The sequence below is a fragment of the Bosea sp. BIWAKO-01 genome (assembly GCF_001748145.1).
Lineage (GTDB): Bacteria > Pseudomonadota > Alphaproteobacteria > Rhizobiales > Beijerinckiaceae > Allobosea.
In genome coordinates, this window is record NZ_BCQA01000001.1 from 5,033,873 (window position 1) to 5,051,917 (window position 18,045).

Sequence of the window (18,045 nt, forward strand, 5' to 3'; positions counted from 1 at the left end):
ATCCGAGTGGCTCTGCGTAACGGCCATGTGACGGGATTGCAGGCAAAGGAAGGTACATCCGACTGATATTAAAGCAATATTCATACCGGGGCGCCGCTTCGGACACCCCCGGTATATGCGGCGTCACTAGCCCATTTGCCCCTGGGGTTCAACCAATCACAAAGGCGGGGCTGCCCCGCCTTTGATCACGTTTGATCGCTGAGGCGAGCCAGCGTTTCCTCACGGCCGAGCACCGCCATCACATCGAACAGGCCGGGCGACTGGCTCCGTCCGGTGAGTGCGGCCCGCAGCGGCTGCGCTACCTGTCCGAGCTTGAGGGCCTGCTCTTCGGCGAAGGCCCGGACCGCGGCCTCGAGTGGAGCTGGTGTCCAGTCATTCACCGCGGCAAGCTTCTCTGCCAGGCTAGGCATGCGCTGGCGCGCGCCCTCGTCCAGCAGTGTCGCCGCCTTCTGGTCGAGTGCGAGCGGACGCTTGGCAAAAAGATAGGACGCGCTGTCGAGCAGCTCGATCAGCGTCTTGGCACGCTCCTTCAGTCCCGGCATCGCAGCAAGAAGCTTGGCTTCGAGAACCGGATCGAGTTCGGGGCCAAGGCCATGCGCAGGGCCGATTTCCGGCAGGATGCTCTTCAGTGCATCAAGCAGGTCACGATCATCGGACTGGCGCATATAGAGTCCGTTCAGGCTCTCCAGCTTGGCGTAGTCGAAGCGTGCAGGGGAACGGCCGATGGAGGAAAGATTGAACAGCGAGACCATCTCTTCGGTCGAGAAGATCTCCTGGTCGCCATGGCTCCAGCCGAGCCGGAGGAGGTAGTTGCGCAGGGCCACCGGCAGATAGCCCATGGAGCGATAGGCATCGACGCCGAGCGCGCCATGGCGCTTGGAGAGCTTCGCGCCGTCCGCCCCATGGATCAGCGGGATATGCGACATGCTCGGCACGCGCCAGCCCATAGCCTGGTAGATCTGGGTCTGGCGGGCGGCGTTGGTGAGATGGTCGTCGCCACGGATGACATGAGTCACGGCCATGTCATGGTCGTCCACGACGACAGCGAGCATATAGGTCGGGTTGCCGTCGGAACGCAGCAGCACGAGGTCGTCTAGATTCTCGTTCTGCCAGACGACGCGGCCCTGCACTTCGTCCTCGACCACTGTCTCGCCGGTCTGCGGCGCGCGCAGGCGGATGACCGGCTTCACGCCGGCCGGAGCGGTCGCTGGATCGCGATCGCGCCAGCGTCCGTCATAGCGCATGGGACGGCCCTCAGCGCGCGCCTTCTCGCGCATCTCCTCGAGTTCCTGCGGCGTCGCATAGCAATAATAGGCCTTGCCGGCGGCGAGCATCTGCTCGGCGACCTCGCGATGCCGGGCCGCACGGGCGAACTGGTAGACGGTCTCGCCGTCCCAATCGAGGCCAAGCCAGGACAGGCCGTCGAGAATCGCCGCGATGGCCGGCTCTGTCGAGCGTTCACGGTCGGTGTCCTCGATGCGCAGCAGCATCTTGCCGCCATGGCGACGGGCATAGAGCCAGTTGAACAGCGCGGTACGCGCGCCGCCGATATGCAGGAATCCGGTTGGAGACGGCGCGAAGCGCGTAACGACCGCATCACTCATGAAAGGCAGGCTCCGGCAGGACGGGAAATGAGGCCGACAGAGCGGCAGAGGAACAAGACGTCGATGGGACATGACAACCGACGCCGCCCCTGTAACATGCTGATGGGGCCGACGTTAAGCGCAAGATCGCATCCGGTTGGCCGCCCGAGGGACGGCCTATGCGCGAGTCGCCGCCAGACCCGAGCCGGCTGCGCGGCGCGCGTGTTCGCGCCGTACCGTTCCGCATTCCCGAGATGTGGTTTCAGGACGCTGCAATTCGGTTGTTTCTCGCCGAATGGCGCGCGCGTTTCCTGGGCGCCATCGCGATCGAGGCCGGGCGCAGAAGGCCCTTTCTCTGGCTGCCGGTGCTGATGGGAGCCGGCATCCTGCTTTATTTCGCGGCCGACCGCGAGCCATCCCTCTGGGTCCCACTCTCCGGCTTTGGCATCTCCGCTGCGATGGCAGCGCTGTCGCGCGCCCGACGCCCGGTCATGCTCGCTTGCGTCTGCCTTGCTGCCATCTTCGCCGGCTTTGGTGCCGCGGCCTGGCGCACGGCGACAATCGCAGGACCGATGCTCGATCGAACGCGCGTGGGACAACTCACCGGCTTTGTCGAATCGGTCGAGGCGCGTGACGCTGGCGCGCGCCTCGTGATCCTGGTGACCAGCATTGCCGGGGTGGAGCCTGAACGCCTGCCACGGCGGGTTCGGGTCAACGTCAAGGGCGGATCGGTTTCGCCGGGCGATCACATCGTCGCCCTCGCGCGCCTCCTGCCGCCGCCCGGTCCGGTGCGGCCAGGCGGCTACGATTTCGGGCGCGACGCCTTCTTCCGAGGGCTTGGGGCGGTCGGGACCATTCCCGGAAAGATCACGCTCGCCCCACCACCCTCGCAGCCACCGCTCGAGCTTCAGATTCGCGCGATGGTCGACCGGGCGCGCAATGCCCTGACGGAGCGTATCGCCGGGATCGGGGGAGGGCAGGCAGGCGCGATGGCGGCGTCGCTGGTTACCGGCAAGCGCGGCCTCATCACTGAGGCGACCAATATCGACCTGCGTGCAGCCGGCATCTATCACATCATCTCGATTTCGGGCCTTCACATGGTGCTGGCCTCCGCCACGATCTTCGGCCTGGTCCGTGGCCTGCTGGCGCTATCGCAAACGCTGGCATTGCGCTGGCCCGTAAAGAAGCTCGCTGCCCTGGCCGCGATGCTCGGCGCCACGGCCTATTGCATTTTCTCTGGAGCCGAAGTCGCGACGGTGCGCTCTCTGATCATGACCTTGGTCATGCTCGGTGCGATCCTCGTCGATCGCCCGGCGCTCAGCATGCGCAATCTGGAGCTCGCTGCGATGATCGTCCTGCTGCGCGAGCCTGACGCGCTGCTTGGCCCGAGTTTCCAGATGTCCTTTGGTGCTGTCGCGGCGCTGATCGCCTTTGCCGAGCGCTGGGAGGATCGCGGCCACTCCGAGGCGCCGGCGAACCTGCCTTGGCCGCTACGGCCAATCTGGGTCGCGGTGGTCGGCCTCACGGTCACGACCGTGTTGGCGACGGTCGCAACCGCACCTTTTGGTGCCTATCACTTCCAGACCTTCAACCCCTTCGGCCTGCTCGGCAATGCGCTCGCCTTGCCCTTCGTTTCCCTGATCGTCATGCCTGCGGCGGTCTTCGGCGTACTCGCCTATCCCTTCGGCCTGGATTGGCCGGCTTGGGCGCTTATGGGAGTCGCTTCGGACTATGTGCTGCAATCCGCGCGCTGGGTTGCGGGATTCGACCACTCCGCAGTGATCATTCCTGCGTTCGGGACGGCGGCGCTCGCATGCTTTGCCGCCGCGCTTCTCTGGATCACGCTCTGGACGACACCGCTACGCTTCCTGGCCGTCGCCCCCTGATCGCGGGACTGGTCGTGGCGGCGAAGCCCGACAGGCCCGACATCCTGATCGAACGCGATGGTTCCGGGATCCTGGTCCGCGGGGGCGATGGTCGCATGACCTGGCGGGGCAACCGAGCCGCTTCGTGCTGCAACAATGGCTGAACGCAGATGGCGATAATCGCCGGCCTGACGACAACAGCCTGCGGGACGGCGCGGCCTGCGACACGTTGGGTTGTGTCGTCCGCAGCAAGGAAGGACGAAGCGTTGCCTTTGCACGTGATCGCCTGGCCATCGTCGAGGACTGCCGGCGCGCCGATCTCGTCATTACGCCGATTCCGTGGAACGCTCCGTGCGCTGCACGACTGATCGACCGCAGGGCATTGTCGCGCGATGGCGCGACCGCACTTGTCGGCCACAAGGGCGGCTGGCGCGCACATCTATCAGAGCAGGATGGTGTCGATCGTCCCTGGAGCCGCAAGCGGGAGCGGCCTGCAAGCACCCCGCCAGGGCCTTCGCCGGCTTTGCCGCTGGTGGCTGTCGAAGAGCACGAGCCGCTTCAGTAGCGCCGCATCAGGTTGACCAGGCGGCCTTGAATCTTGACGCGGTCCGGTCCCAGCACCCTTGTCTCATAGGCAGGATTGGCAGCTTCGAGAGCGATCGAGGAGCCGCGCTTGCGCAGCCGCTTCAGCGTCGCTTCCTCGTCATCGATCAGGGCCACTACGATATCGCCGGTATTGGCCGTGTCCTGACGTTTGATCACCACGGTATCGCCGTCGAGAATGCCGGCTTCCACCATCGAGTCGCCGCGCACCTCGAGAGCAAAATGTTCGCCGGGGCCAAGCATGTCAGCAGGCAGGGCCACGCTATGGCTGCGGCTCTGGATGGCGGAAATCGGCGTACCGGCGGCAATCCGCCCCATGACCGGAATCGCGACTGTGGAGCGCACATCCTCGTCCGGGGGCGGTGCGATCGGCCGGACCTTGCCAAGGCCACCCTGGACGACGGAGGGGTTGAACCGCCCGCGCGTCGCCTGAGGGCCGCCAGCCCCCTCGGGCAGCTTGATGATCTCGAGCGCCCGGGCCCGATTAGGCAGGCGGCGAATGAAACCGCGCTCCTCCAGCGCCATGATCAGGCGATGAATACCGGACTTGGAGCGCAGATCGAGCGCGTCCTTCATCTCGTCGAAGGAGGGGGGGACCCCTGTCTCGCGCAGGCGTTCCTGGATGAAACGAAGCAGTTCGAACTGTTTGCGTGTCAGCATGGTCCCCGCCGGCGCTCTTTGCACGGAATCGAAACAAAGCACGAACACCATACAGGTTCGCGTTGTGTTCCGCAAGCGCCCTCAGCGCAGGCGGATGATCCGGCAGCCGTCGCCTTTGTTTGCCGGCGCAGCAAATGATTCGCGAATGAGCAGCGCATCGGCGCGGGCGAGAGTGGCCAGCATGGATGAATCCTGCTTGGCGAAGGGCGTTGCCAGCCATCCCTCCGGGGTGAGGATCAGTTCCGACCTCATATAGTCCTGCCGTTCATCATTTGCCGGCAAATCTCTGCCGACGATTGCGGGCTCACTCAGATCGCGCTCAGGTTCCGGCACGCCGAGGAGGGCCCTGAGCAGCGGAACGACGAAGAGATGCCCGCAGACGATGGACGAGACGGGGTTTCCGGGCAGGCCGAGCGCGACCATACGGCCGAGGCGGCCCATCATCATCGGCTTGCCCGGCCGCATGGCGATTTTCCAGAAGCCGAGCGCCATGCCTTGCCCAATCAACGCTGCCTGGACGAGATCGTGCTCACCTACCGAGGCCCCTCCCAGGGTGATCAGCACATCGGCATCGGCCTTCCGTGCCTGGCCGATCTTGTCGGCGAGGTCGGCATGATCATCGCGGGCGATCCCGAGATCGAGCGCTGTGCCCCCGGCCTGCTCGACCAGCGCGGCGAGCGCAAAACTGTTGGACGCGACGATCTGGTCGGGGCCAACCGGCTCGCCCGGCTGGACCAGCTCGTCGCCGGTCGCGAGGATTGCGACCAGTGGCCTGCGACGCACAGTGAGCGTGGGGTGGCCCATGGCTGCAGCGAGGCCGAGGCTCGCACTTTCGAGTCGGCTGCCGGCGAGAAGCAACACCTCGCCCTCGGAGAAGTCCAATCCTGCCTGACGAACGAACTTGCCGCGCTCGGCGCCCTCGCGCACGCGGATCGTCGTGCCGCCGACGCCGTCCGCGTTCTCCTGAATCAGGATCGTATCGGCGCCCTCCGGAATTGGAGCACCGGTGAAGATGCGAACAGCCTCATTGGAGCGGACCATCCCTGAGAAGGAGCGACCGGCAGCCGATTCGCCGATGACACGCAATTCATTTGCCGGCGCAGTATCTTCGGCGCGAACGGCGTATCCATCCATTGCTGAGTTGGCAAAGGGGGGGTGGGTCCGAAGCGCCTGCAGGTCGGCGGCGAGCACGCGCCCTACGCAATGTGCGAGTGGCAGAGTTTCTGCTGGTGTCGGTGCCGGAACGCTGTCGATAAGCGCTTTCAGGGCGACGGGGACGGGCGTGAGGCTCATCGCGCAGTTTCCGGGAGATCGAAGGTGCCGGATTTGCCACCTGACTTGTGGACGAGCCTGATGCCCTCGATCCGCATCGCCCGGTCGACTGCCTTGACCATGTCGTAGACTGTGAGGCAAGCGACGCCAACAGCGGTCAACGCCTCCATCTCGACGCCGGTCTGTCCCTTCATCTTGACCTCGGCGCTCACGCGCACCCCCGGCAATGCCTCGTCCAAGGTGAGGTTGACGCTGATCTTGCTGATCAGCAGCGGGTGGCAGAGCGGGATCAGTTCATGCGTGCGCTTGGCAGCCATGATTCCAGCCAGGCGCGCTGTGCCAAGCACGTCGCCCTTCTTGGCATCGCCATCGCGCACGATCGCCAGGGTTGCTGGCTGCATGACGACGTAGCCCTCGGCGACAGCGATGCGCGAGGTCTCCTCCTTGTCGCCGACATCGACCATATGGGCCTGGCCGCTGGCGTCGAGATGGCTGAGCTTGCTCATGCTGCGCTGCGCGCAGAACCGGTCAGGAGATCACGGGTCGCAGCGGCGACATCGTCCTGCCGCATCAGGCTCTCGCCGACGAGGAAGGTGTCGACGCCGACGCGTTGCAACCGAGCGACGTCGGCATGGCTGAAGATGCCGCTCTCGCCAACGATGATGCGGTCCGCGGGGACGCGCGGTGCGAGTCTCTCGGTGACGGCGAGGTCGACGGCAAAGCTGCGCAGGTCGCGATTGTTGATGCCGAGCAAGCGGCTGTCGAGCTCGAGGGCGCGATCGAGCTCGGCTTCGTTGTGAACCTCGACCAGCACGTCGATGCCGAGTGACTTTGCCGTCTCGTTCAGCGCGCGGGCTGTCCCGTCATCGACGCCAGCCATGATGATCAGGATACAGTCGGCGCCCCAGGCGCGAGCCTCGAAGACCTGATAGGGGTCATACAGGAAATCCTTGCGCAGGGCGGGCAGGCCGCTCGCCGCACGCGCCTGCTGCAGGAATTCCGGCTGTCCCTGGAAAGAGGGGGCATCGGTCAGCACGGACAGGCAGGCCGCGCCGCCATCGGCATAGGCGCGTGCCAGCGATGGCGGGTCGAAATCGGCGCGGATCAGCCCCTTGGATGGGCTGGCCTTCTTGATCTCGGCGATCAATGCAGGCTTGCCGGCCGCGTGTTTCGCGGCAAGCGCGGCCGTGAAGCCACGCACGGGGTCGGCAGCCAGGGCGCGCTGCTCGATCTCCGCCTGGGAAACCGCGGCCTTGGCAGCGGCGATCTCCTGGCGCTTATAGGTCTCGATGCGGGCGAGGATGTCGCTCATGACGTGCTCACGCGTTCGAGCTGGCGATGAGTGCGGTCAGCGTCGCCTTGGCCTTGCCGCTGTCAATCGCCGAGGTCGCGCGGGCGAGGCCATCGCGCAGATCACCGGCCTGACCCGCCACGACGAGCGCGGCGGCGGCATTGAAGGCGGCGATATCGCGGAAGGGCGTCATCTTGCCGTCGAGAACCGCGCGGAGCGCCTCGGCATTCTGCGCCGGTTCACCACCGCGCAGATCCTCGGGCTTTGCACGGGCCAGGCCGACATCGTCCGGGCTGATCGAGAAGCTCTCGATCTTGCCCTTGTCGAGCGCGACGACGCGGGTCGGCCCGGTGGTGGTGATCTCGTCAAGGCCGTCGGAGCCGTTCACGGCCCAGATGCGGTCGGAGCCCAGCGCAGATAGCACGCGCACCATCGGCTCGAGCCAGGTCTCTGAGAAGGCGCCGACGAGCTGCCTCTTGACGCCGGCCGGGTTGGAGAGCGGCCCGAGCAGGTTGAAGATGGTGCGGGTGCCGAGTTCTGTGCGCACCGGCGCCACATGCCGCATCGAGGCATGATGGGTCGGTGCGAACATGAAGCCGACGCCGGCCTCAGCGATGCAGCGCTCCGTGCCCGCGGGCTCGAGCCCGACCTTGACGCCGAGCGCGGTGAGCACGTCGGCCGCTCCGGAACGCGAAGAGGCAGCGCGATTGCCATGCTTGGCGACCGGCACGCCGCAGGACGCGGTGATGATCGCGGCCAGCGTCGAGACGTTATAGGAGCCCGAAGCGTCGCCGCCGGTTCCGACGATGTCGATCGCGCCGGCCGGCGCTTTCACCGGCAGCATCTTGCCGCGCATGGCGCTGACCGCGCCGGCGATCTCCTCGACGGTTTCGCCACGGACGCGCAGCGCCATCAAGAAGGCGGCGGCCTGCGCATTGGTGACCTCGCCGGACAGAATGGTGTCAAAGGCATCGCGCGCCTCCTCGCGGGAGAGTGAGGCGCCGGTCGCCACCTTGGCGATGAAGGGTTTGAAATCGTCCATGGGTTCTTCGACGTCAGGCTGTTTCGGAAAGGGCGGCACGGTCCTGTGTCTGCGACCATCGTTCCGCCAGGCCGAGGAAATTGCGCAGGATCGTCGCACCCTGTTCGGAGGCGATGCTCTCGGGGTGGAACTGCACGCCATGCACCGGCAGGGAGCGGTGCGAGAGCGCCATGATTTGCCCGTCTTCCGTCGCGGCTTCGATCTCCAGCTCGGTCGGGCAGCTTTCTCGTGCCACGATGAGCGAGTGATAGCGCGTCGCCTGGATCGGCCCGTTGATGCCGTGAAAGAGGCCGCGGGCGTGATGGCTGATGGTCGAGATCTTGCCGTGCATCGGCAGCGGCGCGCGCACGATCTCGCCACCGAAGGCCTGACCGATGGTCTGCAGGCCGAGGCAAACGCCAAAGATCGGCTTCCTCTCGGCACCCTGGCGGACGAGGTCAAGGCAGATGCCGGCCTCATTGGGGGTGCAGGGACCTGGCGACAATACGATCGCGTCATGCCCGCCGCCCAGCGCCTCTTCTACGGTAAGGGCATCGTTGCGGCGAACCTCGACCTCCGCCCCAAGCCCGCCGATCAGGTGGACGAGGTTCCAGGTGAAGCTGTCGTAATTGTCGATCAGCAGGATACGCATTGCCGCTAACGAGATCTCCGGTCGCGATGATGGCAAGGTGGTCATGCCCGTTCGGGGGGCAAGTGGTCAAGTTATTGTCGGAGCGTGGCTCCATCGCGATTGCGCACGCGGGTGTGCTGGCGACAAGATGGCGGTGAAGAGACTGCGCAATCCTGCGGGGGCGTCCGGTGTGTGGGGCAGGGCGATGTTGCGTCGGGCCAAGGCGATCAGGCACGTGCTGCTGGCCTCCGCGCTGCTCGGCCTGGCTGCATGCAATTCCGGGGAACGACCGCAAGCTCTGCCCGCGGAAGGCCTGTCGGCGGCCGAGGTCGTCGGATTCGGCTCGATCCGCTTCTGGGGGGATGCTGTCGTCCCCACCACAAGCAAATATCTCGATATCCAATACCGGCAGATCGCTGCTTCGGGCTGTGGCAAATGCCAGGCGGCCGCAACATTCCTCGCGATTTCGGGCGGGAGCGGAGAGGGAGCCTATGGCGCGGGTTTCCTGAAGGGCTGGAGCGCACGCGGCGACAGGCCTCAATTCGAGGTCGTCACCGGGGTCAGCACCGGCTCGCTCGCAGCGCCCTTTGCCTTCCTCGGCTCGCATTATGACGGCGCCCTGGAAGAGATCTATACGCGCTACGGCGACAACGAGCTCTTTCGCAGCAAGGGGGTTCTCGGACTGTTTGGCGAGTCCCTCTACGACACGACGCCGCTGCGCCACCTGGTCGAACGCTATGCGACCGAGCAGTTGCTCGATGAAATAGCCGCCGAGCACCGCAAGGGCCGCCGTTTATTGGTCCAGACCACCAATCTCGATGCTCAGCGGCCAGTGATCTGGGACGTGGGCAGCATTGCCGCGAGTCAGCAGTCCGGCCGCCAGAAGCTCTTTGTCGACATTCTGCTCGCTTCGGCAGCCATACCGGCGGTCTTTCCGGCCGTGCGCCTCAATGTCGAGAGCAACGGCAAGGTCTTCGACGAGCTTCATGTCGATGGCGGCGTCACCTCGCAGATCTTCTTTGCCCCACCGGGGCTCGATCTCAACGGTGCTGCCCGGCGCAATCTCGGTCAGGAACGCAGTCTCGCGCTCTACGTCATTCGCAACGGCAAGCTGAAGCCCGAATACAAGGCCAGCACCCAGACCGTGGCGGGGCTGGCCACACGCTCGATCTCGACGCTGGTGAAATACCAGGCGCTCGCCAATATCGCAGCGATCTCGGCGATGGCGAAGCGAATGCATGCGCGCTTCGCCTTCACCGCCATACCCGACGCCTTTCAAGGCAATCAGCGCTCCGAATTCGACACGGAGTATATGAAGGCCCTGTTCCGGCTTGGCTATGAGCAGGGTCGCAGCGGCAAGGCCTGGGAGACTCAGCCGCCGCTCTCGCCGACGCTGGCCTCGCGCTGATCGCCAGCCACTTGCGCCCGGCCGGCGCATAGGGCGTTCCAGTGCCGGATATAGGTCGCAAGCGCGTTGGCGATGACGGGGACCGCGCGCCCCGCGGCGGCGATCCAGGTCGACGGTTCTTCTGCCAGCCAGGAAACCGGCAGGTCGGGATCGAGTGCCTTGCCCTCGCTCACCGTCATCATGCCTGCCAGGAGATGTGTGTGTGGAAGTGCCAAGCTGGCGGGCAGGCGGCCAGCCAGTGCCCTGTCGAAATAGAGACAGGCGTCAAAATCGATCGCGTGCAGCGTACCGCCCGCCCCGCGCAGGAGATTCGGATTCGAGCGCGGCCGGTCGACATTGTGCAGGAAGCAGTCCGCCTCCGCGATCGCCAGGAGTTTCGCCGTATCGTCGGGGCCAAGGTCCGCGGCTGCGACCGGCGCCGTATTCGGGATGAAAGCGACGCCGAGATTCCAGCCAAAGCTGCGCTGGATCATCTCGTCGAATTCGTCGGTGCCGACCATCCATGGAAAGCCGTGCGGCAGCAGCAGTGGCCTGGCATTCGGGACCGGTGCGCCGAGCAGATTCGCGAAGCGCAGGGCAAGGAACTCTATCAGCAGGCCACGAGGCCCTGGCCCGGCGCCAGCGAGCTTCAGGACATGCAGCCTGCCGTCGGTCGTCCGAACCAGGCAGGGGCGTGTGCTCGCATCACTGAAGACCCGCAGGATTTCGACGACCGTAACGGCTGCGTCGCCCCCGGACTCCGGCAGGGGCACTATTGTCCCCGGCCAGCGCGTGCCGCGAAACGGATTGCTTCCTCTGCTGCCTTGAACAGGGCCTTGGCCTTGTTGATGCACTCGAGCTGTTCGGAGGCCGGGTTCGAATCATAGACAATGCCGGCGCCGGCCTGGACATGCATGCGGCCGTCCTTCACCACGGCGGTGCGCAGCACGATGCAGGTGTCCATTTCGCCATTAGCACCGAAATAGCCGATGCAGCCGCCATAGGCGCCGCGTGCGTCATGTTCCATCTCATCGATGATCTCCATGGCACGTACCTTCGGTGCCCCGGAGACGGTGCCGGCCGGGAAGCCCGCGGCGAGTGCGGCCAGCGCATCATGCTGCGGGTCAATCGTTCCCTCGACATTGGAAACGATGTGCATGACCTGGCTGTAACGTTCGATGAAGAAGGAATCCGTGACCTTGACCGAGCCGATCTGCGCAACGCGGCCGACGTCGTTGCGGCCAAGATCGAGCAGCATCAGATGCTCGGCCCGTTCCTTGGGGTCGGCCAGCAGTTCCTCGGCGAGCGCCGTATCCTCTTCGGCCGTCGCGCCGCGCCGTCGCGTGCCGGCGATCGGCCGGATGGTGACCGTATCGTCGCGCAGCCGGACCAGGATCTCGGGGCTCGAACAGACGATCTGGAAATCAGCGAAGTCGAGATAGCACAGAAACGGCGCCGGGTTGACGCGCCGCAGCGCCCGGTAAAGCGCAAAGGAGGGCAGGGCGAAGGGCGCCTCGAAACGCTGCGACAGCACGACCTGGAAGATGTCGCCGGCGCGGATATAGTCCTGCGCCCGCGCCACCATGGCGTGAAACTCGGCCTCGGTCGTGTTGGAAACGATGTCGGGCTGCGGCAGCGCGGCGATATCGATGTCGGCTTCCGGGGGGAGAGGACCCTCGAGGATATCCGTGACCCGGTCGAGCCGCTCCTGCGCCCTCTCATGGGCGACGCGCGCGGCAACGCCCGGTTGCTGGCGGATGGGCGTCACGAGATGGATCTCGTCGCGCACGGAATCAAACACCACCATCAGGGTGGGGCGGGTCAGGATCGCGTCGGGGACGCCGGTTCCGGTGTCCTTTGGCTGCGGCAGCCGCTCCATCAGCCGCACCATGTCGTAGCCGAGATAGCCGAAGACGCCGGCCGCCATCGGGGGCAGGCCATCCTCGTCGGGGATAGCGCTCTCGCCGAGCAGAGCCCGCAGGCTCTCGAAGGCGGGGCGCGGATCGGCGACAAAGGTCTCGCCCAAAGCCGGCCGGCAAAGCGAAGCCTCGCCACGATGGCAGCGCCAGATCACGTCCGGCTCGATGCCGATCATCGAATAGCGTCCGCGTACGGCGCCCCCCTCGACTGATTCGAGCAGGAAACTCGGGCCGGACGTGGCGTGCCTCAGCTTCATGAAGGCGGCGACGGGCGTCTCGCAATCACCGACCAGAACGCGCCGCAGAAGCTGCGGCACTCCTGCGTCATACGCCTCCGCAAAGGAGGACAGATCGGAGGGCGCAGACATCAGTTCTGCGCGCCGCCGGTGGCGTTCCGGAAGGCCGTCTCGTTGACCGTGACGCCGAGATTGCTCTGCAGTTTCGCGACATACTGCGCGAGGATATCCTCGCTGACGCTGGAGCCGAGCAGGCGGGCGAAGTTCTCCGCTTCCTGTGTCGTGCGGGCATAGGGCGGTACCGTCGCAGAAACGACCTTGAAGAGTATGCGCCCGCTGTCGCCTGCGCCCAGCGCCGAGTTGCTCTTGCCGACAGGCGTTCCGAAGATCAGGCTGACGACATTGGCGGGCAATTCCGGCTTCTGGTCCTGCCGCCCCAACTCCGCCGCCTGTTCGACAACCAGGCCGGCCGAGGCGGCCACGGCATCGAAGGCCTCGCCTGAATCGAGACGCTGCACCAGTTCGCGGGCCTTGGCCGAGAGCTTGCTCGCCACCTCGTCTGCCCGCCATTGACGCTCGACCTCGCCCTTGACCTCGTCAAAGGTCCGCTCGCGCGAGGGTTCGATCTTGGTCACATCGAACCAGACATAGCCCGTGTCGCGCGGCAGGCGAATGGCCTCGTTGTCGACGCCGATATCGGAACGGAAGATGGCGGGAAGCGTGGCGTCGCCGCCGGGCAGGGGCTGCTCCTGCGTGCCGTCCGGCTTGCCTAGGCTGGCATCGACCGGGCCGACCGTCAGCAGGGGCAGATTGAACTCGCGTGCGATCTCGGCAAGCGGCTTGGCTGCGGCCCGCTGGTCCTCGATCCGGTCATGCAGGTCCGTGAGCTGGCTGGCGGCCTTGCTGGTCGCGACGTCCTTGCGCACCTCGGCAGCAACCTCCTCGAAGGGCCGGACATGCTCGAGTTCGATCGTCGGGACGCGGAGGAGCACTGAGCCGAAGGCGCTGGCGACCGGAGCGCTGACGGCTCCCTGGGCAAGCGCGAACGCGGCCTCGCGCACGGCCGGATCGAAGACCTGATTGCGCGTGAAGGTGCCGAGCGTCAGGTCCTTTTCGGCAACATTGCGCGCGGCGGCGATCGCCTCGAACGCTTCGCCGGCATCGATCTTCGCCTTGGCGGCCTGCGCCTCCTCGGCATTCGGGAAGGTGATCTGCTGGATCGTGCGCTTCTCGGGGGAACCAAAGCGCTGCGCCTTGACCTGCTCATAGCGGGCCTTGGCTTCTTCGTCGGTGACCTTGCTCGGGTCGGCCAAAGCTTCGGTCGAGATCGTGAGCACGTTGGCGCTACGGAACTCGGGAGCCCGGAAGCTCGCCTTGCGTTCGTCGAAATAGCCCTTGAGCTGAGCTTCGGTCGGTGCCGCGATCTCACCGGCGGCGGCCGGCGGCAGCTTGGCGAATGTGACTGCGCGGCGCTCGTTGCGCAGGCGATGTCCCAGTTCCTGCAGCGCGACCGGAGCGGTCACGCCGCCGACCACCATCTCGGCGATCTGCTGGCGCAGGATCGTGGCGCGCTGCTCGCGCACATAATTCTGTTCGTTGAGCCCGTTCGAGCGCAGCAATTCGTTGAAGCGGGCCGGCGAGAAGTTGCCGGAGGCATCCCGGAAGACCGGGTCCTGGAAAATCAGGTTGCGGATGGTGTCGTCGGAGACGGCAAGCCGCATCCGGCTCGCGGTCTGATCGAGCACGGCCTCGGTAACGAGGCGCGAGAGCACCTGGCGGTCGAGCCCCAGCGCGCGCGCCATTTCCGGAGTGATCGAGCGGCGCTGCTGGCGCGTCAGGTTCTGGACTTCGTTCTGATAGGCCACGCGCATCTGCTCGAGGCCGATCTCAGTCTTCCCGACCTGAGCGACAGAGTTGCGTCCATACCCCCGGAAGATGTCGCCGATGCCCCAGATCGCGAAGGACAGGATCAGAAATCCGAACATCACTGTGATGATGAGTTTGCCAATGAGGCCCTGACCCGCCTTGCGGATGCGATTCATCATCATGGGGTCGTTCTTTCCCTCTCCGGCCGCATCGCTGCGACGCGAGCCTTCGCGTTTTGTGGCGCTGCTTATAGGAACCGATCACGCTGCCCGCAATCTTCACCGTGGTCTTGCCGGCTGATTGCGGCGCGTTGCCGGCGTTGGTAGAGCCCAGAGCGAGAGAAAAGGAGAAGAATGGTGACGCGCAGCATAAAGCCGTTGGTGGCAGGCAATTGGAAGATGAACGGGCTCAAGGCCGAGCTTGCCATCGCGGCCGAAGTAGCCAGGGGCTATGACCGGGAGCTGAAACACGCTGTCGAGCTCGCCATCTGCCCCCCGGCGACGCTGCTCTTTGCGATGACGGCAGCACTGACCGGCTCGCGGATTGCCACGGGCGGACAGGATTGCAGTGAGCAGGAAAGCGGCGCGTTCACCGGGGAGGTCTCCGCCGGCATGCTCGCCGATGCCGGAGCCGGCTATGCCATCGTCGGTCATTCCGAGCGCCGCACCCTCCACGGCGAGACCAATCCGGCCGTCAAGGCCAAGGCCGAAGCGGCGCAGCGCGCCCTGCTCGTCCCGATCGTCTGCGTCGGCGAGACGCAGGCCGAGCGCGCAGCCGGCAAGGCGCTTGCCGTGGTCAGGAAACAGCTTCGCGGCTCGGTCCCCGATGCGTCCACGCCCTCGAGCCTCGTCATCGCCTACGAACCGGTCTGGGCTATCGGCACCGGGCTGACCCCGACCGCCGCCGACGTCGCCGAGATGCACGAGGCGATCCGGAGCGAACTCGGCAAGCTCCTGGGCAAGGCGGCGGCCGCTGGCGTGCGCTTGCTCTATGGCGGATCGGTCAAACCGTCCAACGCGGCCGAGCTGATGAATGTCCCCCATGTCGACGGTGCGCTCGTCGGCGGCGCCAGTCTCAAGGCCGAGGACTTCCTCGCTATCGCACGCGCCTGCCGCTGATCCATGCCGTCGCGTTGACGGCGGCATTGCACGAATGACGCAATTGCCGGGTGGTGCGCCCGGCAACTGCATGCTATGTGCGCCGCCGAGCCCGCAATTGGCGGACATGCGGCGCGGGGCACCCTTGTGGCGGCCCGCGTCATACCTATTTCGTGGGATCATGCAGAACGTTCTCATCGTCATCCATCTGATCATCGTGATCGCGCTCGTCGGCGTGGTCCTGCTGCAGCGTTCCGAGGGCGGCGGCCTGGGCATGGGTTCGGGCGGTGGCGGCGGTGTCGGCGGCTTCATGACCGGCCGCGGCCAGGCCAATGCCCTGACCCGCGCGACGGCTATCCTTGCCGGGCTCTTCTTCCTGACCTCGATCGCTCTGGCGATCATGGCGACCCATGGGCGGACGCAGCGCTCGATCATCGACGGCGCGCCGGGAACGGCTGCTCCCGCGGCACCGACCGGTCCGAGCGCTCCCAACGCCGGCGGCGGCGTTCTCGACCAGTTGCGCCAGATGCAGAATCAGGGCGGCTCACAACCGCCGACACCGCCGGCAGCGCCGCAGCAGTGACGAGGACAGGGCAGGGGCCGGGAAACCGGCCCTTCTCTTTTGGAGAGGCGAAACGCGAGTGTTTGCCGACACATTCCGACGCAAGACGCCGTGTTTTCGGGGTGTCACAGCGACATAGAGTGTGTGTAGGCCGACAAAACTGGTGCCGCGACGCGGCACTTTTGGGGGGTAGTGCTGCGATTTGTGCTGCACTCGAACCTGGAGGGCCAGTGCGGTTTTAGTGCAGCGCCGCAGCACTAAAATCGCACTAAGCCGTTGAAATATTTAGTAACTCACATCCCTTTTGGGGAAGAGCTGGCGGAAGTCCGGCCCTTCTCCGTTGTGGACAAGCATAAACAGCAGGGCGGGTCTGCAACGGCGCGCTTAGCGAATCGAAACCCTGGCGTTAAAGGTGATCTCCCATGACGCGGTACGTTTTCATCACCGGCGGCGTGGTATCCTCGCTTGGCAAGGGCCTCGCGGCGGCAGCTCTCGCAGCTCTCCTGCAGGCACGTGGCTATACGGTCCGTCTGCGCAAGCTAGATCCCTATCTCAATGTCGATCCGGGCACGATGAGCCCGTATCAGCATGGCGAGGTCTTCGTCACGGATGACGGGGCCGAGACCGATCTCGATCTCGGGCATTACGAGCGCTTCACCGGCCGGCCCTGCAACAAGGGCGACAACATCACCACCGGCCGCATCTATATGGACATCCTGACCAAGGAGCGCCGTGGCGACTATCTCGGTGCGACGATCCAGGTCGTTCCGCACGTCACCAATGCCATCAAAGAATTCGTCCTCACCGGCAATGAAGACTATGACTTCACGCTGGTCGAGATCGGCGGCACGGTCGGCGACATCGAGAGCCTGCCCTTCCTCGAATCCATTCGCCAGATCAGCCAGCAGTTGCCGCGCGGCCAGTGCATCTTCACGCACCTGACGCTGCTGCCCTATATCCCGACGGCCGGGGAGCTGAAGACGAAGCCGACCCAGCATTCGGTTGCCGAGCTGCGTTCGATCGGCATCCAGCCTGACATCCTGCTCTGCCGCACCGACCGCGAGATCCCGCGCGAGGAACGCCGCAAGCTCGCTCTGTTCTGCAATGTCCGCGAAACCGCGGTGATCGAGGCGCGGGACGTCGCTTCGATCTATGACGTGCCGCTGTCCTATCACGCCGAAGGGCTCGACACCGAGGTTCTCGCGGCATTCGGCCTTGACGCCAGCGAAGCGCCCGATCTGAGCAACTGGCGGCGCATTTCCGAGCGCGTGAAGAATCCCGAGGGCGAAGTCACGATCGCCATCGTCGGCAAGTACACCGGCATGAAGGACGCCTATAAGTCCCTCATCGAGGCCCTGATGCATGGCGGCATCGCCAACCGGGTCAAGGTCAATCTCGACTGGATCGAATCGGAGGTCTTCGAGAAGGAAGACCCGGCTCCCTTCTTGGAGCATGTCCACGGCATCCTCGTTCCCGGCGGCTTCGGACATCGCGGCGCTGAGGGCAAGATCAAGGCGGCGACCTTCGCCAGGCAGCGCAAGGTTCCCTATTTCGGCATCTGCTTCGGCATGCAGATGGCGGTGATCGAGGCAGCCCGTTCGCTCGCTCAGATCGAGAAGGCCAATTCGACGGAGTTCGGCCCCACAGACGAGCCTGTCGTCGGCCTGATGACCGAATGGATGCGCGGCAACGATCTCGAGATGCGTGCGGCCGGTGGCGATCTGGGTGGCACGATGCGGCTCGGCGCCTACGCCTCCAAGCTGGCTCCCGGCTCGAAGATCGCCGAGATTTACGGTTCGACCGAGATTTCCGAGCGCCATCGCCACCGCTACGAGGTCAACATGGGCTATCGCGAGCGGCTTGAGGCAAATGGCCTGAAGTTCTGCGGTGTTTCACCAGACGGGCTTCTGCCCGAGACGGTCGAATATCCCGACCATCCCTGGTTCATTGGCGTGCAGTACCATCCCGAACTGAAGTCGCGGCCATTTGAGCCCCACCCGCTTTTCGCCAGCTTCGTCGAGGCCGCGGTGGTGCAAAGCCGCCTGGTCTGAT

16 protein-coding genes are annotated in these 18,045 nt (G+C 65.4%); 6 read left to right on the top strand and 10 right to left on the bottom strand.

Translation table 11 applies throughout. The annotated features are described in order from the left end of the window. Window positions 1–185: 185 nt before the first annotated feature. Window positions 186–1,604 (bottom strand): glutamate--tRNA ligase, encoded by a 1,419-nt coding sequence (gltX, locus tag BIWAKO_RS23610; RefSeq protein WP_069880729.1) that lies wholly within the window; start codon window positions 1,602–1,604, stop codon window positions 186–188. A 158-nt stretch (window positions 1,605–1,762) separates the two neighbouring features. Between gltX and BIWAKO_RS23615 the strand changes: the two genes are divergently transcribed. Continuing rightward, complete coding sequence (locus BIWAKO_RS23615) at window positions 1,763–3,469, top strand: ComEC/Rec2 family competence protein (RefSeq protein ID WP_069880730.1); 1,707 nt, start codon at window positions 1,763–1,765, stop codon at window positions 3,467–3,469. 124 nt (window positions 3,470–3,593) lie between these two features. Then, complete coding sequence (locus BIWAKO_RS23620) at window positions 3,594–4,013, top strand: hypothetical protein (RefSeq protein ID WP_069880731.1); 420 nt, start codon at window positions 3,594–3,596, stop codon at window positions 4,011–4,013. Here the strand turns inward: BIWAKO_RS23620 and lexA are convergent. The 6 genes from lexA to BIWAKO_RS23650 form a co-directional block, all read right to left on the bottom strand. Further along, window positions 4,007–4,711 (bottom strand): transcriptional repressor LexA, encoded by a 705-nt coding sequence (gene lexA / locus BIWAKO_RS23625; RefSeq protein WP_069880732.1) that lies wholly within the window; start codon window positions 4,709–4,711, stop codon window positions 4,007–4,009. The two genes, BIWAKO_RS23620 and lexA, sit on opposite strands and share 7 nt — an antisense overlap. Window positions 4,712–4,792: 81 nt before the next feature. Further along, a complete protein-coding gene (locus BIWAKO_RS23630; RefSeq protein WP_069880733.1) occupies window positions 4,793–6,004 on the bottom strand; it encodes a molybdopterin molybdotransferase MoeA in 1,212 nt (403 codons plus the stop codon). Continuing rightward, the gene (gene moaC, locus BIWAKO_RS23635; protein WP_069880734.1) at window positions 6,001–6,489 is read right to left on the bottom strand and encodes a cyclic pyranopterin monophosphate synthase MoaC; all 489 of its coding nucleotides are present in this window, start codon (window positions 6,487–6,489) and stop codon (window positions 6,001–6,003) included. Before moaC ends, BIWAKO_RS23630 begins: the two co-directional genes overlap by 4 nt. Next, a complete protein-coding gene (gene trpC / locus BIWAKO_RS23640) occupies window positions 6,486–7,295 on the bottom strand; it encodes an indole-3-glycerol phosphate synthase TrpC (protein ID WP_069880735.1) in 810 nt (269 codons plus the stop codon). The genes moaC and trpC overlap by 4 nt, the downstream gene beginning before the upstream one ends. Window positions 7,296–7,302: 7 nt before the next feature. Further along, window positions 7,303–8,316 carry an anthranilate phosphoribosyltransferase gene (trpD, locus tag BIWAKO_RS23645; protein WP_069880736.1) on the bottom strand — a complete coding sequence of 338 codons (1,014 nt, stop codon included), beginning with the start codon at window positions 8,314–8,316 and terminating at the stop codon, window positions 7,303–7,305. A 13-nt stretch (window positions 8,317–8,329) separates the two neighbouring features. After that, on the bottom strand, window positions 8,330–8,947 hold the full coding sequence (locus BIWAKO_RS23650; RefSeq protein WP_069880737.1) for an anthranilate synthase component II: 618 nt from the start codon (window positions 8,945–8,947) through the stop codon (window positions 8,330–8,332). A 127-nt stretch (window positions 8,948–9,074) separates the two neighbouring features. Here BIWAKO_RS23650 and BIWAKO_RS23655 point away from each other — a divergent pair, with 127 nt between their 5' ends. Beyond that, the gene (locus tag BIWAKO_RS23655) at window positions 9,075–10,334 is read left to right on the top strand and encodes a patatin-like phospholipase family protein (RefSeq protein ID WP_176733392.1); all 1,260 of its coding nucleotides are present in this window, start codon (window positions 9,075–9,077) and stop codon (window positions 10,332–10,334) included. On the opposite strand, the gene BIWAKO_RS23660 is transcribed toward BIWAKO_RS23655, so the two are convergent. Genes BIWAKO_RS23660 through BIWAKO_RS23670 form a run of 3 tightly spaced genes read right to left on the bottom strand, consistent with a single transcriptional unit; the run spans window position 10,298 to window position 14,516 of the window. After that, window positions 10,298–11,086: a HipA family kinase gene (locus BIWAKO_RS23660; protein WP_069880739.1), complete on the bottom strand. Its 789-nt coding sequence runs from the start codon at window positions 11,084–11,086 to the stop codon at window positions 10,298–10,300. The two genes, BIWAKO_RS23655 and BIWAKO_RS23660, sit on opposite strands and share 37 nt — an antisense overlap. After that, a complete protein-coding gene (gene trpE, locus BIWAKO_RS23665; protein ID WP_069880740.1) occupies window positions 11,086–12,600 on the bottom strand; it encodes an anthranilate synthase component I in 1,515 nt (504 codons plus the stop codon). Before trpE ends, BIWAKO_RS23660 begins: the two co-directional genes overlap by 1 nt. Next, on the bottom strand, window positions 12,600–14,516 hold the full coding sequence (locus BIWAKO_RS23670) for a peptidylprolyl isomerase (protein WP_244523529.1): 1,917 nt from the start codon (window positions 14,514–14,516) through the stop codon (window positions 12,600–12,602). The genes trpE and BIWAKO_RS23670 overlap by 1 nt, the downstream gene beginning before the upstream one ends. Before the next feature lie 171 nt (window positions 14,517–14,687). Between BIWAKO_RS23670 and tpiA the strand changes: the two genes are divergently transcribed. From tpiA to BIWAKO_RS23685, 3 genes are all read left to right on the top strand, one after another. Then, a complete protein-coding gene (gene tpiA, locus BIWAKO_RS23675) occupies window positions 14,688–15,452 on the top strand; it encodes a triose-phosphate isomerase (RefSeq protein ID WP_371332046.1) in 765 nt (254 codons plus the stop codon). A 160-nt stretch (window positions 15,453–15,612) separates the two neighbouring features. Beyond that, a complete protein-coding gene (gene secG / locus BIWAKO_RS23680) occupies window positions 15,613–16,014 on the top strand; it encodes a preprotein translocase subunit SecG (protein WP_069880741.1) in 402 nt (133 codons plus the stop codon). A gap of 401 nt (window positions 16,015–16,415) precedes the next feature. Then, the gene (locus BIWAKO_RS23685) at window positions 16,416–18,044 is read left to right on the top strand and encodes a CTP synthase (protein WP_069880742.1); all 1,629 of its coding nucleotides are present in this window, start codon (window positions 16,416–16,418) and stop codon (window positions 18,042–18,044) included. The last annotated feature ends 1 nt before the right edge of the window (window position 18,045 follow it).